The sequence below is a fragment of the Nocardia goodfellowii genome (assembly GCF_017875645.1).
In the GTDB taxonomy this organism is placed as follows: Bacteria; Actinomycetota; Actinomycetes; order Mycobacteriales; family Mycobacteriaceae; genus Nocardia; species Nocardia goodfellowii.
This window is the reverse complement of the sequence record NZ_JAGGMR010000001.1, coordinates 7,318,289-7,335,824: the sequence shown is the minus strand read 5'-3', so window position 1 is coordinate 7,335,824 and position 17,536 is coordinate 7,318,289. Positions and strand designations below refer to the sequence as shown.

15 protein-coding genes and 1 tRNA gene are annotated in these 17,536 nt (G+C 66.4%); 8 read left to right on the top strand and 8 right to left on the bottom strand.

All coding sequences use genetic code 11. The features are described 5' to 3' along the window. Positions 1–107: 107 nt before the first annotated feature. Positions 108–1,550, bottom strand: coding sequence for an NADP-dependent phosphogluconate dehydrogenase (gnd, locus tag BJ987_RS33980; protein WP_209897130.1), 1,443 nt, complete (start codon positions 1,548–1,550; stop codon positions 108–110). A 148-nt stretch (positions 1,551–1,698) separates the two neighbouring features. Then, positions 1,699–3,702: a hypothetical protein gene (locus BJ987_RS33975; protein ID WP_245366260.1), complete on the bottom strand. Its 2,004-nt coding sequence runs from the start codon at positions 3,700–3,702 to the stop codon at positions 1,699–1,701. 152 nt (positions 3,703–3,854) lie between these two features. On the opposite strand from BJ987_RS33975, the gene BJ987_RS33970 reads away from it, so the two are divergent. Further along, positions 3,855–4,058 carry a hypothetical protein gene (locus BJ987_RS33970; RefSeq protein WP_209897129.1) on the top strand — a complete coding sequence of 68 codons (204 nt, stop codon included), beginning with the start codon at positions 3,855–3,857 and terminating at the stop codon, positions 4,056–4,058. 17 nt (positions 4,059–4,075) lie between these two features. Here BJ987_RS33970 and tnpB read toward each other — a convergent pair whose 3' ends face one another. From tnpB to BJ987_RS33945, 5 genes are all read right to left on the bottom strand, one after another. Further along, the gene (gene tnpB / locus BJ987_RS33965; RefSeq protein ID WP_209899555.1) at positions 4,076–5,530 is read right to left on the bottom strand and encodes an IS607 family element RNA-guided endonuclease TnpB; all 1,455 of its coding nucleotides are present in this window, start codon (positions 5,528–5,530) and stop codon (positions 4,076–4,078) included. Continuing rightward, a tRNA-Val gene (locus BJ987_RS33960) sits at positions 5,515–5,586 on the bottom strand. Before BJ987_RS33960 ends, tnpB begins: the two co-directional genes overlap by 16 nt. A 29-nt stretch (positions 5,587–5,615) precedes the next feature. After that, entirely contained in the window at positions 5,616–6,092 is a 477-nt protein-coding gene (locus tag BJ987_RS33955) for a peroxiredoxin (RefSeq protein WP_209897128.1), read from the bottom strand. 88 nt (positions 6,093–6,180) lie between these two features. Continuing rightward, entirely contained in the window at positions 6,181–6,603 is a 423-nt protein-coding gene (locus BJ987_RS33950) for a DUF3052 domain-containing protein (RefSeq protein WP_209897127.1), read from the bottom strand. Between the two features lie 129 nt (positions 6,604–6,732). Continuing rightward, positions 6,733–7,293: an Rv2240c family protein gene (locus BJ987_RS33945; protein WP_209897126.1), complete on the bottom strand. Its 561-nt coding sequence runs from the start codon at positions 7,291–7,293 to the stop codon at positions 6,733–6,735. A gap of 259 nt (positions 7,294–7,552) precedes the next feature. On the opposite strand from BJ987_RS33945, the gene aceE reads away from it, so the two are divergent. The 7 genes from aceE to BJ987_RS33910 all read left to right on the top strand — a co-directional run bounded on the left by aceE (position 7,553) and on the right by BJ987_RS33910 (position 16,623). Next, complete coding sequence (gene aceE, locus BJ987_RS33940; RefSeq protein ID WP_209897125.1) at positions 7,553–10,459, top strand: pyruvate dehydrogenase (acetyl-transferring), homodimeric type; 2,907 nt, start codon at positions 7,553–7,555, stop codon at positions 10,457–10,459. Between the two features lie 44 nt (positions 10,460–10,503). Continuing rightward, positions 10,504–11,805: a PucR family transcriptional regulator gene (locus BJ987_RS33935; protein WP_443677980.1), complete on the top strand. Its 1,302-nt coding sequence runs from the start codon at positions 10,504–10,506 to the stop codon at positions 11,803–11,805. Positions 11,806–11,933: 128 nt separating this feature from the next. Beyond that, complete coding sequence (locus tag BJ987_RS33930) at positions 11,934–12,848, top strand: ACP S-malonyltransferase (RefSeq protein WP_209897124.1); 915 nt, start codon at positions 11,934–11,936, stop codon at positions 12,846–12,848. Between the two features lie 118 nt (positions 12,849–12,966). Further along, positions 12,967–13,266: a meromycolate extension acyl carrier protein AcpM gene (acpM, locus tag BJ987_RS33925; protein ID WP_209897123.1), complete on the top strand. Its 300-nt coding sequence runs from the start codon at positions 12,967–12,969 to the stop codon at positions 13,264–13,266. A gap of 10 nt (positions 13,267–13,276) precedes the next feature. Beyond that, complete coding sequence (locus tag BJ987_RS33920) at positions 13,277–14,527, top strand: KasA/KasB family beta-ketoacyl-ACP synthase (protein ID WP_209897122.1); 1,251 nt, start codon at positions 13,277–13,279, stop codon at positions 14,525–14,527. Positions 14,528–14,644: 117 nt separating this feature from the next. Continuing rightward, on the top strand, positions 14,645–16,078 hold the full coding sequence (locus BJ987_RS33915; protein ID WP_209897121.1) for an acyl-CoA carboxylase subunit beta: 1,434 nt from the start codon (positions 14,645–14,647) through the stop codon (positions 16,076–16,078). Between the two features lie 92 nt (positions 16,079–16,170). Continuing rightward, positions 16,171–16,623 carry a winged helix-turn-helix transcriptional regulator gene (locus BJ987_RS33910; RefSeq protein ID WP_209897120.1) on the top strand — a complete coding sequence of 151 codons (453 nt, stop codon included), beginning with the start codon at positions 16,171–16,173 and terminating at the stop codon, positions 16,621–16,623. On the opposite strand, the gene BJ987_RS33905 is transcribed toward BJ987_RS33910, so the two are convergent. After that, positions 16,610–17,305, bottom strand: a complete 696-nt coding sequence (locus tag BJ987_RS33905; RefSeq protein ID WP_209897119.1) for a nitroreductase — start codon at positions 17,303–17,305, stop codon at positions 16,610–16,612. The two genes, BJ987_RS33910 and BJ987_RS33905, sit on opposite strands and share 14 nt — an antisense overlap. Positions 17,306–17,536: the final 231 nt, after the last annotated feature.

Genomic DNA, 17,536 nt, shown 5'->3' with positions numbered 1-17,536 from the left:
CGTACCCGTGAGGGTAACCACGGCAGGTAACACCGGATGAATCCGCGACGCACAGCGGCGGACGGTCCGGTAGCGGGGCAACGCGGTCCCGCTACCGGATCGAACCGCTACGCCTGAACTTCGGAGCGGTCACCGCTCCACAGGGTGTGGTATTTGCCCTCGGCGTCGACGCGTTCGTAGGTGTGGGCGCCGAAGAAATCCCGCTGGCCCTGGGTCAGGGCCGCGGGGAGGCGTTCGGCCCGCAGGGCGTCGTAGTAGGACAGCGAGGACGCGAAGGCGGGGACGGGGATGCCGAGCAGGGTGGCGGCGGAGACCACGCGCCGCCAGCTGTCGATGGCGGTTTCGATGGCCTCGCGGAAGTACGGGGCCAGGATCAGGCTGGGCAGTTCCGGGTTCTCCGCGTAGGCGTCCTTGATGCGGTTGAGGAAGCGGGCGCGGATGATGCAGCCGCCGCGCCAGATGGTGGCCAGGTCGCCGGGGCGCAGGTTCCAGTCGTATTCGGCGCTGCCCGCGGCGATCTGGTCGAAACCCTGGGCGTAGGCCACGATCTTCGAGGCGTAGAGCGCCTGGCGGATGTCCTCGGTGAACTGCGCGACATCGGTGGGCTTAGCGGCGAGGGTGCCCGAGGCCAGACCGACCGCGGCCTTGCGCTGGGCGCGCGAACCGGACAGGGCGCGCGCGAACACCGCCTCGGCGATACCGGTCACCGGCACACCCAGATCCAGTGCCGACTTGACCGTCCAGCGGCCGGTGCCCTTCTGCTCGGCGGCGTCGACGATCACATCGACCAGCGGCTTGCCGGTCTTGGCGTCGACCTGGTTGAGCACCTCGGCGGTGATCTCGATCAGGTAGGACTCCAGATCGCCGGAGTTCCAGTCGGTGAACACATCGGCGATCTGCTTGGCATCGAAACCGAGTGCGTCACGGAACAGGTGGTAGGCCTCGCCGATGAGCTGCATGTCGGCGTATTCGATGCCGTTGTGCACCATTTTCACGAAGTGCCCGGAACCGTCGGGGCCGATATGGGTGCAGCAGGGTACGCCGTCGACCTTGGCGGCGACCGATTCCAGCAGCGGTCCCAGCGACTCGTAGGACTCCTTCGGGCCGCCCGGCATGATCGCCGGACCGTTCAGCGCGCCTTCCTCGCCGCCGGAGATACCGGCGCCGACGAAGTTCAGGCCACGCTCGGACATGGCCTTCTCGCGGCGGATGGTGTCGGTGTAGAGGGCGTTGCCGCCGTCGATGATGATGTCGCCGGGTTCCATCGCCGCGGCCAGTTCCTCGATCACCGCGTCGGTGGGGTCACCCGCTTTGACCATGATCAGCACCCGGCGCGGCTTTTCCAGGGCGGCGACGAACTCTTCGATGGTCTCGGTGCGCACGAAATCGCCGTCGCCGCCGTGCGCCTCGAGCAGGGCGTCGGTCTTGCCGATGCTGCGGTTGTGCAGCGCGACGGTGTAGCCGTTGCGGGCGAAGTTGCGGGCGATATTGCTACCCATGACCGCCAGGCCGGTCACACCGATCTGTGCGCGCGCTTCAGAGGTCGCCATGAAGAGCCTCTCTCCTTCTCAGGGTGTCGTTGCGTGGCCGCGCGAACCGCGCCCGACCCCTTTTCTACCCCGTCGCCCCGGCGACCAGGACATCGGGCAGCCGGCCAGGGCGGCGACTCCGGCCTGCGCACCAGCACAGCGCGGTAGTTCAGCGTGGTGGCCGCACCGCGAGATAGACGCTGCTCCACAGTTGCGCGACATTGGATTCGGTGACATCGGCGGTGCGGGAGCCGAAGGGCACGACACGGAACGCGCCGTCTTGGAGACCCCAGCTCCACAGTTCGGAATTCCGCATCGTTTGTGCTCGCTCGATCGCGTCCCACAGTGTTCGCTGCGCGGCGCCCAGGCGGTCCCGGACCGGGTGGGGGAGGTCGGTGCGGGTCAGCTGCCGTTCGAGCCCGGCGGCGAACGCGGCCTGCACCCAAGACCACACCACGGTGCCGTGATAGTCGTGCGTGGTGAACTGCGCCTGCAATTCCGGGTCGGCGAACACCGGGTTCGCGACCACCATCCCGGCCCCGGTCATCAGACCGACCGGGAACGGCCGGATCAAGGTGGCGACCCGTTTGTCCAAGTCCTCGGGGGCGGGCCGCCCGAACAACAGCTCGAAGACATCGTCGGAATGCACGATCGGAATCGGGGCGCCGTCCGCGCCGAGCGAAATCGCCGGGAAGACAACCGGTTCCGGGCCGAGCGTCGCCGCCGGAACCCCGATTCGCCCGGCATACCCGGTGACCGCCTCCTGTGCCTGCCGCTGGTCCAGCGTCACGGTGAACAGGCGCGGCGCCTCGGCCCGCCACACCTTCGCGTGCGCGGCGGCGAACGAGAGCTCCAGCCGATCACTCTCGGTGAGATAGGGGTCGAGCACACCACTGTCCAGCAACCGGGCGGTCGCCTCGAGCGCGGCGGGCACCAGAATGGCGTTGACGTCGTAGGGATAGCGACCGCCGCCGATCCCGATATCGCTGTCGCGCCACTGCCCGGAATCGCGGCCCGCTTGCAGCCCGATCAGATTTTGATACCGCGGTTCACCGGCGAACGCCGCCGCACTCGACACCACCAGCCGCAGATTGCGCAGCAGCGCTGAACCCGCGTCGCCACGGAGATAGCCGGTCGCGCGCTCGGCGGCCGCCGCGTGGTCGAGCAGATAGGCGGCGGCGACCGGTGCGAGCAGATAGTTCTCGTCGACCATGGTGTAGTCGAGAATCGGCGCGTCGCTCGCCGGGCCGTTCTCCTGCTGCCGCGTCAACAACGCGAACTCCGACAGCGATTCCTCGTGCGCCACCGCCCCGTCCGGCCCCAGCCGTTCCAGCACCGAGCCGATCGCGGCTTCGGTCGCCTCCGGTGCCAGCACCGGCATCAGCAGCATCGTCGAGATCAACGTGTCCCGGCCGAAGTAGGTGAGGTACTGCCACGACCCACCCACGAACTTTTCCCGGTAGCTGAGGAACGTCAGCGTGTTCTTCGCGCTCTCGAGTGTCGCCTCCGCGCCGTTCAGCAACTCGGGGCCGGCCAGCGGAGTCAGGGGAGTGTCACCGGTGGACGCGGTGACCCGCAGCCGGATCCGGCCGTCGGCGTCCGCGGTGATGGTGCCGCCCGAGACTGTGCCGTCGACCACCTCCAAGCCGAGCCGATAGCCTGGGCCGCCGTCCAGCCGATCCCGTTCCCAGGTGATCGTGTTGCCCGAAACAGTGGGTGCCACAAGCACTTCCGCGGGCACAACACCCTTCTGGTTGTAGTCCCGCAGCACCCGCACATTCGACAGCACAGCCTCGCGCACCGTGAGCGTCGGCGTCCGCACCGAGGCGGTGAACTCGATCCCGGTTCGTGGCCGCCCGCGGGAATCCTTGTCCGCCTTCGCATCCGGCGCCGCGTCCAGCTCCCACTCCGCCGGCGCGGCCAACGGCTCGAACCAGGCCCCGGTCCCACTGTTCCCGGCCGGAAACGCCACCACGATCCGCGGCTGCGTGCCCGACCGCAACAGCAGATGCGCGGCGGTATTCCCCTCGCGCAGCAGATAGTTGAGGTTCTGCCCCTCCACCATCTGGAACCGGAAGGCTTGCGCGCCGCCCTCCGACCCGCAACCCAGGGCCGCGAGCATGATCACCGCTGCCCAGACCGCCACCAATTTCTTGCCGAACGAACGCCGCATACGAGCCTCCATCCCCGGCGGGACCGGCTTCCAATGTATCGCCCAGCATCGAGGCCAGGTCCACTTCCGACGTTTCACCGCCGTGTCCCGCGGTATCCGAAAAGCAACCGCACGGCCCGTCCAGCAGCCGTGCACGAGCCACAGGAGATGTCATGGCCGAGAAGAGCCACCGTTCCGCCGAAACCGGTGAATACGTCACCGAACAGACAGCCGCCGAAAACCCCAAGACAACCCTCAGCGAGAACGAACCCCACGACGGCACCAACCGCCGCGACCGCTCCGCCATCACCGGCCACTTCGTCAAGCCCGACACCAGCCGCCGCCACCCGGACACCACCGTCACCGAAAACGAGTGAAGGTAAATACCTGCGTATCAGCTGAAAGAACGCAGAGGGGATCGAACCGTTGCTTGTTCAGCAGCTGCGGTATCGCTACCCAGCGTTGACCTCGGGGGCCTTCCCGTGGCGATACCCGTTGCCGACTCCGTGCCGGTCTTACGAGGGTTTCCAGCGGGCTCGTTTTCCGTCGCGGCGCAACTCGCCGTGGACGTGCCGTCTGTCGGCACGGTCAGACCGGCCAGGTTTTGGGCTGCGTTGAGATCTCGATCCAGTACCAGCGGACACTGTCCGCATCGGTAGACGCGTTCACACAGACGCAGTTTGGCTTTCACTGCACCGCAGGAACTACAGGTTTTGGAGCTCGCGTAGAACCGATCAGCGACGAGCAGCTGGGTGCCGCTCCAGGCCGCCTTGTACTCGAGTTGGCGTCGCAACTCGCCCCACCCGACTCCGGCGATTTGCCGTGACAGTCTGCGATTGCGTAGGAGGCCTGCGACATGCAGGTCTTCGACGACGATCGCAGCGAAGGAGGCGACCAAGCCCGTGGTGAGCTTGTGCAGCATGTCGGCACGTGAACTGGCCACGCGGGTATGCAATCGGGCTATCTCGGCGCGAGTGACGGACCAGCGTCTGGACGGGGTCTCTCGGGTTCGCTTGTCGGGCGCGCGTCGGCGGGCTGCCTGACGCTGTAGCCGGCGAAGTTTTCGCTGAGCATGTTCGAGCCGCCTCGGGTTCGGCACCATGCCTTGTTCGTCGGATAAACCCGCCACGGGCTGGGACAGCACGGCCAAGTGCGTGATGCCGAGATCGACGCCGACGACTGGAAGCCGATGCCGAGTCGGGGCCGGGATGTGGTGATCGACTTCCACCGAAAACGACACATACCAACGCCCTCGCCGGAAGCTCACAGTTGCTGAGCGGATCCGAGCGGTGCCGCGCTCGATATGGCGAGCCAGTTTCCGGGTGGATTCCATGGTTCGCACGATGCCGATGCGCGGCAGTCTTATATGTCGGCGATCTGCGCTGGCGAGCCCCAACGCGCCAGTGGTGAACCGACAGGAGCGCCGCCCGCGCTTGGGCCGGAATCTGGGAAACCGTGGCCGCCTGTTGCTCGTGGCGGTCCTCGCTGCTGACCAATGTCGAAGTCCAGCAGCCAGATTCGCGAGCCCGCTGGCGTAGGCCTCCTTGGAGTTTTCCGGCCACCACGCAGCGACGCTCGGTTTGGCTTGGTTCCAAGCTCTCCGCAATCCGAAGGCCGACCAGTCCGAGCTCGGTGTCAGATCCGACTCGCGAATCCCGTACGTTCGCTCCGCTTCACGCTGCGCGAGATTGGCCTTCACCATCGCGAGTCCCCAGTTGAAGGCAAACCGTTGCGCACCGCAGTGCGAGTTCAGAGCTTGCTCTTGGGACGGGCTGGCAGGACCGTGGGAAGCATCCCGATGATCAAGGCCAGGCGGTACCTGGCCGGTAAGGGTGGGCGCACGCGGGATCGAACCGCGGACCGCTGGTGTGTAAAACCAGTGCTCTACCGCTGAGCTATACGCCCGTGCCTTCGGTCGGAACCGACGGCGCGGTTTATGAATCTAGCGCGGCGAGCGCTTTCTCCCAAGCCGCCTGGTCACGGGGCTCTCCGGGGCCGTTCATTTCGGAGAAGCGGATGTGGCCGGTCTTGTCGACGACGAAGGTGCCGCGGTTCGGACAGCCGGACTTCTCGTTGAAGACGCCGTAGGCCTGGGCGACGGCGCCGTGTGGCCAGAAATCGGAGAGCAGGGGGAAGACGTACCCCTGCTCGGAAGCCCAGATCTTGTGGGTGGGCGGCGGGCCCACGGAGATCGCCAGGATCTCGTGGTCCTCGTTCTGGAACTTGGGTAGCTCGTCGCGCACCTTGCACAGCTCGCCCTGGCAGATGCCGGTGAAGGCGAGCGGGTAGAAGACGATCAGCACGTTCTTCTTGCCGCGGAAAGACGAGAGCGTGACGTCCTGGTTGTTTTGGTCCTTCAGCGTGAAATCCGGTGCCACAGCACCGATTTCCAAGGGTCCATCCAGGGCCATCCGCGAGTCCTCCATCGTGTCGGGTTTCGCCGGGCGGTGTCGCACCGCCCGGCGAAAACCATAGCGAATGGATCAGCGTTGTCTGTACTCAGCGCTGCTTGATAGGCGCCTTGGGCTGAACAAGGCGGCTTCCGGTCCACGCACCCAGGCTGATCGCAGATGTCTGCGTCAGGCCCGCCGTGGGCGCGGCTTCGGCGATCTCGCTCGGATCGACATGGCCAGGTTTACCGGTCTTGGGGGTGAGGACCCAGATGACGCCGTCATCGGCCAGCGGGCTGATGACTTCCATCAGCTCGTCGGCCAAATCGCCGTCTCCTTCGCGCCACCAGAGCAAAACGGTATCGACCACCTCATCGGTGTCGTCGTCGACCATTTCACTGCCGATGGCTTCCTCGACATCGGCCCGCAGGTCGTCGTCGGTGTCCTCGTCCCATCCCAGTTCCTGGACAACCATGCCGTGTGTAATGCCAAGCTTCTGAGCGTAGTTCTGCGCGTCCGCCGCGGCGACCACGGTGGTGTCCTCCTCAACTCCCGAGACAATAGGTAGTTGCAAGCGAACATGGTTATCGCCCCGAGCGCAAGCCGATCGGTGGAATTACCACCGAATGTCGCGGGTGCATCTCGGGTTTTCGGTCGGTTTTCAGCGTTTCGGGCAAGCGTCCTTCACGGCGGTGCGCGCGTCGTTGACCTGCTTGCTTGCCTCGTTGAGGCCACCGACGGGCGCGGTATACGTCATTTTCCGGGTCTCTTCGGCGAGCAAACGAGCCGCGGAAATGTAGGCGGAAAATTTTCCGGCGAGATCTTCCGGCAGCGCGCCCCCGGCGACACTGTTCATGCCCGCTTCGACTTTGTTCGCGGCATCGTCGAGGGTCTGCGCGGCACCGTCCCGCTTGGCCGCGTAGTCCGGCGCGTTCGAGTCGTGCGCGTCCACGAAATCGTTGTAGGCCTTGACGCCGACACCGGTGGTAGTGGGAAACTGCGCGCAGTTCTCACTGATGGCCTGAGCCTGTGCGGCGGCCTTCCGGGAGGAGGTCGCCGCGGCCGAGGAGGCGGCGGCTTCGGTCTTGTACGCGGCCAGATCGGCGGCGTTCGGATTGGCGACTCCATCAACCCGATTCGCGCAGCCCGCGACGGTCAGACCGGCGGCGACGGCAATGGCCGCGCACGCCAGTCCGAATCGGCGTGGATCCAGCAGCTTCATCTCTCTCCCCGCTCTTGGGTTTGTCTGGGGTGTGTGCGGACATCACGCAGTTCGGGCTCGCGCCGGAAAACTATCGGGTAACCCGCTGCGGAGGAAACCGTACTGGATTTCCTGCTGACATGATGACCTGGGACGCACCTTCGGCAAGGATGGAGGGTGCGCCCGGACCTTACGTAGACGGGTGGTTCGCACAACCACAGCGGCCCGCCCGGGGATACAGACGCCAACAGCTTGTCCACCCCCTGTACGAGGAGCAGATTTGACCGACCTGATCCACTCTTCCGCTGCAGCGAAATCCGCTGCCCCGAACGCCGACCCCGCCGCCGATCGTGACGCCAAGCCGTCGCATGCGGCGGCCGCCCGGGTTCGGGTGATCCGCGAAGGGGTGGCGTCCTACCTACCTGACATCGACCCGGAGGAAACCAGCGAATGGCTCGAGTCGTTCGATGAGATGCTCGACCGGGAAGGCCCGGGTCGCGCGCGCTACCTCATGCTGCGCATGCTGGAGCGGGCCGGCGAACGCCGTGTCGCCATCCCGTCGCTGACTTCCACCGACTATGTCAACACCATCCCCACCGAGAACGAGCCGTGGTTCCCCGGCGACGAGGAGGTGGAACGGCGCTTCCGCGCCTGGATCCGCTGGAACGCCGCGATCATGGTGCATCGCGCGCAGCGCCCGGGTATCGGTGTGGGCGGCCATATCTCGACCTACGCGTCCTCGGCGGCGCTGTACGAGGTGGGTTTCAACCATTTCTTCCGCGGCAAGGATCACTCCGGCGGCGGCGATTCCATCTTCATCCAGGGCCACGCCTCGCCCGGCATCTATGCCCGCGCCTTCCTGGAGGGCCGCCTGTCCACCGATCAGATGGACGGCTTCCGTCAGGAATACAGCCACGGCGGCCCCGGGCGCGGCCTGCCGTCGTACCCGCACCCGCGGCTGCTGAACAACTTCTGGGAGTTCCCCACGGTGTCCATGGGCCTCGGCCCGATGAACGCCATCTATCAGGCCCGGTTCAACCACTACCTGAACGACCGCGGCATCAAGGACACCACCGATCAGCACGTGTGGGCCTTCCTCGGTGACGGTGAGATGGACGAGCCGGAGTCGCGCGGCCTGATCCAGGTGGCGGCCAACGAGGGCTTGGACAACCTGACCTTCGTCATCAACTGCAACCTGCAGCGCCTGGACGGCCCGGTTCGCGGTAACGGCAAGATCATTCAGGAGCTGGAGTCGTTCTTCCGCGGCGCCGGCTGGAACGTCATCAAGGTGATCTGGGGCCGGGAGTGGGACGCGCTGCTCGGCGCGGATCGCGACGGCGCGCTGGTGAACCTGATGAACACCACGCCCGACGGCGATTTCCAGACCTACAAGGCCAATGACGGCGCCTACGTCCGCGACCACTTCTTCGGTCGTGACCCGCGCACCAAGGCGCTGGTGCAGGATCTGTCCGACGAGGGCATCTGGAACCTCAAGCGCGGCGGCCACGACTACCGCAAGGTGTACGCGGCCTACGCGGCGGCGATGGCGCACAAGGGTCAGCCGACGGTGATCCTGGCCAAGACCATCAAGGGCTACACCCTCGGCAAGCACTTCGAGGGCCGCAACGCCACGCATCAGATGAAGAAGCTGACGCTGCAGGACCTCAAGGACTTCCGCGATCTGCAGCGCATCCCGATCTCCGATGCCGAGCTGGAGAAGGATCCGTACCTGCCCCCGTACTACCACCCCGGTATGGAGGCCCGCGAGATCCAGTACATGCTGGACCGGCGCAAGACCCTGGGCGGTTTCCTGCCCGAACGACGCACTGCGGCAAAGCCTCTGCAACTTCCGGGTGACGAGGCCTACAAGTCGGTGCGCAAGGGCTCGGGCAAGCAGCAGGTGGCCACCACGATGGCGCTGGTGCGCCTGATGAAGGAGCTGTTGCGGGACAAGGAGATCGGCAAGCGGATCGTGCCGATCATCCCCGACGAGGCCCGGACCTTCGGTATGGACTCGTGGTTCCCTTCGTTGAAGATCTACAACCGCAACGGTCAGTTGTATACGTCCGTGGACGCGGAATTGATGCTTGCCTACAAAGAGAGCACCGTCGGGCAGATCCTGCACGAGGGCATCAACGAGGCCGGTTCGACGGCGTCGTTCACCGCGGCGGGCACCTCGTACGCCACGCACGGCGAGCCGATGATCCCGCTCTACATCTTCTATTCGATGTTCGGGTTCCAGCGCACCGGCGACGGTCTGTGGGCCGCCACCGATCAGCTTGCGCGCGGTTTCGTCCTCGGAGCTACCGCCGGGCGAACCACGCTGACCGGTGAGGGCCTGCAGCACAACGACGGCCACTCGCTGTTGCTGGCGTCCACCAATCCGGCGGTCGTCACCTACGATCCGGCCTTCTCCTTCGAGCTTGCCCATATCGTGCGCGACGGCCTGCGCCGGATGTACGGCGGCGGCAAGCCACCGGCGCTGCCTTACGCGGTGCCGGGCACCGAGCCCCGGGAGCGTCCCTCGGACACCTTCGGCGGCGAGGACGTCTTCTACTACATCACCCTCTACAACGAGCCGTACCAGCAGCCGGCCGAGCCGGAGGGCCTCGATATCGAGGGTCTGCTCAAGGGCCTCTACCTCTACAAGCGTGGTGGTGAGGGGGACGTGCGCGCTCAGATCATGGTCTCGGGCGTCACGGTGCCCGACGGATTGCGCGCACAGGACATCCTCGCCGCGGACTGGGGTGTGCAGGCCGATGTCTGGTCGGTGACCTCGTGGGGCGAGCTGCGCAAGGAGGCGCTGGCCAAGGAGATCGCCCAGTTGCGTGACCCGGGTGCCGATATCCCGCAGCCGTACGTGACCGAAGCGCTCTCGCGTGTGCAGGGCCCGTATATCGCCGCGACCGACTGGATGCGCGCGGTGCCCGATCAGGTGCGCAAGTGGGTGCCCGGTGACTTCACCACGCTCGGCACCGACGGGTTCGGTTTCTCCGATACCCGGCCCGCCGCTCGGCGCGTGTTCAACGTCGACGCCCAGTCGATCGTGGTCGCGGCGCTGGACGGTTTGGCGCGTACGGGCCGGTTCGATCCCGCCAAGGTGGTCGAGGCAGCCAAGAAGTACCGCATCCACGACGTGGACGCCGCGCCGAAACCGGCCGTGGATTCCGCGGAAGATCTGGCGTAGCGGACTATTACACCGTGGACCGTAAACCGCCGCGGCCGAGAAGGATCTCCGAAGGCTCTTCCGAGCACGAGGTGTATCTGCCCACGGGCGCGCTCTCCCCGAACCGGCAAAACCGCGACCCGCTCCCGGACACGCTGCTCAAACGCGTGAAGCAGTTCTCCGGGCGCCTCTCCACCGAGGCGGTCGGGTCGATGCAGGATCGGTTGCCGTTCTTCGCCGATCTGGACGCCGCCCAGCGGGCCGGCGTCCAGATGCTGGTGCAGACCGCGGTGGTGAACTTCCTGGAGTGGTTGCAGGATCCGGAGAGCGATATCCGCTTCAGTCTGGATGCGTTCCAGGTGATTCCGCAGGATCTGGCGCGGCGGCTGACGCTGCGCCAGACCGTGGACATGGTCCGGGTGGCCATGGAGTTCTTCGAGCAGTGGCTGCCCGCGCTGGCGCGTAACGACCGCCAGCTGGTGGCGTTGACCGAGGCGGTGTTGCGATACGGGCGTGAGCTCGGTTTCGCGGCCGCCTCGGTGTATGCCAGCGCCGCGGAATCGCGCGGCGCGTGGGATACCCGTCTGGAAGCGCTCGTCGTCGACGCGGTGGTGCGCGGCGACACGGGCCCCGACATGCTGTCGCGGGCCGCCACGTTGAACTGGGACGCCACCGCGTTCGCCACGGTGCTGGTCGGCACTCCGCCCGGGGATCAGGGCGTCGGCATGGTCGGTTCGGTGCACACCATCGCCGCCCGGCACGGCCGCTCGGCGCTGGCCGTGGTGCAGGGCGCGCGCCTGGTGATGGTGGTGAGCGGCCATCTCGGCGAGAACGGTTACGCCTCGCCCTTCCTCGCCGATCTACTGGCCGAGGTGTTCTCCGATGGGCCGGTCGTGATCGGCCCGACGATGCGCACGCTCGGCGCCGCGCATGCCTCGGCGGTCGAGGCGCTGGCCGGAATGGAAGCTGTTGTCGGCTGGCGCGGCGCTCCTCGTCCGGTGTACGCGACGGAATTGTTGCCCGAACGCGCCTTGTTGGGCGATCGAGCTGCGATCGACGCGTTGAACGAGTATCTTGTGCTCCCGTTGGCCGCAGCAGGATCGTCGCTCGCGGACACCCTCGATGCCTATCTGGATTGTGGTGGCGCGGTCGAGACGTGTGCCCGTCAGCTGTACGTCCATCCAAATACGGTTCGCTACCGACTCAAACGGATCGCTGAGATCACGGGTCGCGATCCGATGAATCCCCGTGATGCCTACGTGCTCCGGATCGCGGCAACAGTGGGTCGATTGACACGAACTCGTAACGAACCGTCAACTTCCGCACCGGAAGCCCCACATCTACCAGTGGGTCCAGACGGCCTGTAACGCAATTGGGGGACCGGTCGATCGGGACATCCCACGTGGGCTTTTGTGGGACCCCCACAAAAGCCTTCTCAAACCTTCATTCGCGTCGACATCTCTTGCGAGGCACCACACAGTGTTTTCTTAGAGGCGTGATCGCTTTGTTCGCCCCTGGACAGGGGTCCCAGACACCCGGCATGCTCGCGCCTTGGCTCGACCTTCCTGGCGCGAACGACCGTCTCGCGCTCTGGTCCATGGCCTCCGGCCTGGATCTGGTCCGTCTCGGCACTACCGCGACGGCCGAGGAGATCACCGACACCGCCGTCACCCAGCCGCTGGTGGTCGCCGCCGCGCTGCTGGCGTTCTCCCGAATCGAGCCGGACGTGATTCCGGCCGACAGCATCATCGCCGGACATTCGGTCGGCGAGCTCGCCGCCGCCGCGGTCGCCGGAGTCATCTCCGCCGACGAAGCGGTGACCTTGGCCGCCATCCGTGGTGCGGCGATGGCCAAGGCGTGCGCGCTCGAACCGACCGGCATGTCGGCGGTGCTCGGTGGCGACGAGGCCACCGTGCTCCAGCGGCTCGCCGAACTCGACCTGATCCCGGCCAACCGCAACGCGGCCGGCCAGATCGTGGCGGCGGGCAAGCTCGAGGCCCTGGCCGAACTGGCCGCCAACCCGCCGGAGAAGGCGCGCGTGCGCGCCCTGCCCGTCGCGGGGGCTTTCCACACCGAGTTCATGGCTCCGGCCCAGGACGCGGTGGCCGAGGCGATCGCCAAGATCGTGCCCAACGAGCCGGTCCGGGTGCTGCTGTCGAACTTCGACGGCAAGCCGGTCGCGTCCGGCCGCGATGCGGTCGATAAGCTCGCGGCGCAGGTCACCCGGCCCGTCCGGTGGGATCTGTGCACTCAAACCGTCCGCGCCGCAGGAGTATCCGCGGTGTGGGAATTGCCGCCGGCGGGCACGCTGGTCGGCATCGCGAAGCGGGAACTGAAGGGCACGCCCACGCTGGCCCTGAAAACCCCCGAAGACCTCCCCGCGTTGGCCGGGTTCACCACTTCCGGTTAGCTTTCCTCCCGCGGCTGTGTTCGCACACAGTTGTGACCGAGTCGGTGCTAACCAATGCCGCACTCGATACGAAACACTCCAAGAGCCCTGCAAGAGAAAACAAGAAGGGAGCCACCAAGTGGCCGCTCTGACCCAGGAACAAATCGTCGAGGAACTCGGCAAGATCATCGAAGAGGTTACGGGTATCGAACCCTCCGAGGTGACCATCGAGAAGTCCTTCGTCGATGACCTGGACATCGATTCGCTGTCCATGGTGGAGATCGCCGTGCAGACCGAGGACAAGTACGGCGTCAAGATCCCGGACGAGGATCTGGCCAGCCTGAAGACCGTCGGCGACGCCGTCAACTACATCCAGAAGCTCGAGGCGGAGAACAGCGAAGCCGCCGCGGAGCTCAAGGCCAAGTTCGACGCCGAGTAGGGCCGAAACAGTGACCACTCCTTCCACCTTGAACGGGAATTTCCCCAACGTCGTCGTCACCAGCCTGGCGGCGACCACGTCGATCGCGGGTGACGTCGATGCGACGTGGAAGGGACTCCTCAACGGCGAGAGCGGCATCGACGTTCTCGAGGATTCCTTCGTCGAGGAATACGGCCTTCCGGTCCGCATCGGCGGACACCTGAAGGTCAACCCGGACACCCTGCTCGAACGAGTCGAGATCCGTCGCATGGCGTATGTCGAGCGGCTCGCGCTGGTGCTCGGCCGTGAGGTCTGGCGCAACGCGGGCTCCCCGGAGGTCGATCCGGAGCGGCTGGGTGTGGCTATCGGTACCGGACTCGGTGGCGGCGATGCCCTCATCGATTCGGTCGACAAGCTGAAAACCGGTGGCTACCGCAAGATTTCGCCGCTGGCTGTTCAGATGGTCATGCCGAACGGCCCGTCGGCCGTGGTCGGTCTCGAACTGAAGGCCCGGGCAGGAGTGGTCACTCCGGTCTCGGCATGCTCGTCCGGCTCCGAGGCCATCGCCAACGCATGGCGCATGATCGTCATGGGTGACGCGGACATGGTTGTCACCGGCGGCGTCGAGGGTTACATCGACTCGATTCCGATCGCGGCGTTCAGCATGATGCGCGCGATGAGCACCCGCAACGACGACCCGAAGGGCGCCTCGCGTCCGTTCGACCGGGATCGCGACGGGTTCGTGTTCGGTGAGGCCGGTGCGCTCATGGTCGTCGAGACCGAGGAAAGCGCCAAGGCCCGTGGAGCCACCATCCACGCGCGCTTGCTCGGTGCGGGTATCACTTCCGATGGTTTCCATCTCGTCGCTCCCGATCCGTCGGGCGACGGAGCAGCGCGCGCGATGACCCGGGCGATGCAGACCGCTGGTCTGACCAAGAAGGACATCACCCACGTCAACGCGCACGCGACCGCGACGCCGATCGGCGATACCGCCGAGGCGAACGCGATCAACAAGGCCGTGGGCAACCACGCGTCGGTTTACGCGCCGAAGTCGGCACTGGGCCACTCGATCGGCGCCGTCGGCGCACTCGAGTCCGTGCTCACCGTGCTCGCGATCCGGGACGGCATCGTTCCGCCGACCCTGAACCTGGAGAACCAGGATCCGGAGATCGATCTCGATGTGGTGCACGGGGAAGCCCGGCGCCAGGAAATCGAATACGCGATCAACAACTCCTTCGGTTTCGGTGGGCACAATGTCGCGCTCGCCTTCGGTCGCGCCTAGCCACGACTGCATATACAACGATCCCCGGTGGGGCCGAGCACGAAACTGCTCGAACCCACCGGGGATCGCCATACGCAGCCGCGGTAGCGGCGCATTCATCACTTAGGAGAAAACGCGATGACGATCATGGCGCCCGCGTTGCAACCGGACACCGCCGCCGACCCGCGCGATCCGCTGGGCCGGCTGCAGCGGTTCTTCGATCCTGGCACGGTCCTTCCGCTCCATCCGCGCGACAAGTCCGGCGTGCTCGCGGCGATCGGTGAGGTCGACGGTGTCCGCACCGTGGCCTACTGCTCGGACGCGACCGTGATGGGTGGCGCGATGGGTGTGGAGGGCTGCAAGCACATCGTCGACGCGATCGACACCGCCATCGATTCCGGCGTTCCCGTGGTCGGCATCTGGCATTCCGGCGGGGCTCGCCTGGCCGAGGGCGTCGAGGCCCTGCACGCGGTCGGCCTGGTCTTCGAGGCCATGGTTCGCGCGTCCGGCCTGGTACCGCAGATTTCCGTCGTGGTCGGCTTCGCCGCCGGCGGCGCCGCCTACGGCCCCGCGCTGACCGACATCGTGATCATGGCGCCCGAGGGCCGGATCTTCGTCACCGGGCCCGACGTGGTGCGTTCGGTGACCGGCGAGAACGTCGACATGGTCACCCTCGGTGGTCCGGAGACGCACGGCAAGAAGTCCGGCGTCACCCACATCGTGGCCGACGACGAGTCCGATGCCATGCATCGCGCCCGCCGCCTGGTGTCGATGTTCGCCGAGCAGGGCGAATTCGACCTGACCGCGGCCGCGCACGGCGACATCGACCTCAAGGCGATGATGCCGGAGTCGGCCAAGCGCGCCTACGACGTGAAGCCGATCATTCACGAACTGCTCGACAACGTCGATGGTGAGAGCTCCTTCGAGGAACTGCAGGGCGGTTACGCGCGCAGCATGGTCACCGGTCTCGGTCGCCTCGGTGGCCGCACCGTCGGTGTCCTGGCCAACAATCCGATCCGGCTCGGCGGCTGCCTGAATTCCGAAAGTGCCGAGAAGGCAGCGCGTTTCGTGCGTCTGTGCGATGCCTTCGGTATTCCGCTGGTCGTCGTCACCGACGTTCCGGGTTACCTGCCCGGTGTCGGCCAGGAATGGGAGGGCGTGGTGCGCCGCGGCGCGAAGCTGCTGCACGCTTTCGCCGAAGCCCGGGTCCCGCGCGTCACCTTGGTGACCCGCAAGATCTACGGCGGCGCCTACATCGCGATGAACGCCCGTTCGCTGGGCGCGACCGCGGTGTATGCCTGGCCCGGATCCGAGGTCGCCGTCATGGGCGCCAAGGCCGCGGTCGGCATCCTGCACAAGAAGGCGCTGGCCGCCGCGCCGGAGGACGAGCGCGAGGCACTGCACGAGCGCCTGACCGCCGAGCACGAACAGATCGCCGGCGGCGTCGACCGCGCCATCGCGATCGGGGTGGTGGACGAGGTCATCGACCCGGCCCGGACCCGCAGTGTCATCGCCGCCGCGCTGGCCGCCGCGCCCGCGCGCAAGAGCCACCACAAGAACATCCCGCTGTAGCACCGCGTGCACGGCTGGGCCCCTGGCATTGCCAGGGGCCCCTTTGTTTCGCGCGGTCAACACGCCTCGTCGCGCTGGGTAGCATCGTCTGCGTGCGCTACGAAGAACTTGCCGACGAGCCGTGCTCGATCACACGGCCGCTGGTGATCTTGGGCGACCGTTGGACGTTGCTGATCCTGAAGTACGCCTTCGCCGGTGTCCGGCGCTTCAACGCTTTTCACAGCGCGCTCGGCATTTCCCGGGGCCGGCTGCAGGATCGGCTGGATCGGCTGCTCGAGCACGGCATCCTGGTGAAGCAGAAGGCGGCCGTCGGCGCCTACGAGGAGTACCGGCTGACGCCGAAGGGCCACGACATCTACCCGATCCTGATGGCCATCCGGGATTGGGGCGACACCTACCTGGCGCCCGAGGGGCCGCCGGTGCGCTACCGGCATCGCGACTGCACTGGCGAAGCGCGGACTCGTCTCGAATGTGATTGTTGCGGAGACGAACTCGCCGCACGCGATGTCAGCCCCGAGCCGGGCCCGGGTCTCATCGCCAGGTGACGACTTCCGCCAGTTCGGCACGGGCAGTGCGGAATCCGTTGACCGGATGCTCGGGGTCGGGATAGCCGAAGGAGATGCCCGCGACCACTTTGCGCCCCGCCGGAAGGTCGAAGTGGTCGCGCAGGAACGGTGCGTAGGTCGCGAGGGCGGCTTGCGGGGCGGCCCCGAGCCCCAGCGCCTGCGCGGCGAGCAGGAAGTTGCCGAGGTAGAGCCCGCAGTCGACCGCGCCGTAGACGCCGAGGTCGTCGGCGGTGGTGATGATCGCGACGTGCGGTGCGTCGAAGAGTTCGAAGTTGCGCACCATCTGTCGCATCGTCCCCGCTTGGTCGCCCTTGACCACACCGACGCTCTCGTACAGCTGTAGCCCGCAGGCTTTCCGGCGGTCCCGGTACACGCCGGTGTACTGCGCGGGGAACTCGAAGTCCGGTTCGGCACCGGCGGTCCGGATGTGCTCGAGCAGTTCCTTGCGGAATCGGTCGGTGCTTTCGCCCTCGGTCACCACCACCTGCCAGGGCTGGGTATTGCACCAGGACGGGGAGCGCTGGGCCAGGCGCAGCAGTTGTTCGATCGTGGCGCGCGGCACCGGGTCGGGCCGGAACTGCCGGCAGGTCCAGCGATTGTCGAGAATCCGGGCCAGCGCGGTGTAGTCGCTCGGCGTCGCGGGCTGGTCGTGGCCGGTCATGGGCCCACCCCTCTGCTCATTCCGGGGCAGCGCCCGGACAGTCTCATTTCGAGACCGAACGCTAGCAGCTGTGGTCGGCTTCGGGAACCCTGAGTTGGCTTGGGTGACGGTCCTTTTCCTTGTGCTCTCTGTCCTAGAAACGGCTGGAATTGCGTAGGTGTAATTCCGTCGACTAATCGTCTGGGTCGCGCTAAACTCCGCCACCGGTAATTGCATCTCTGTAATTCGCGA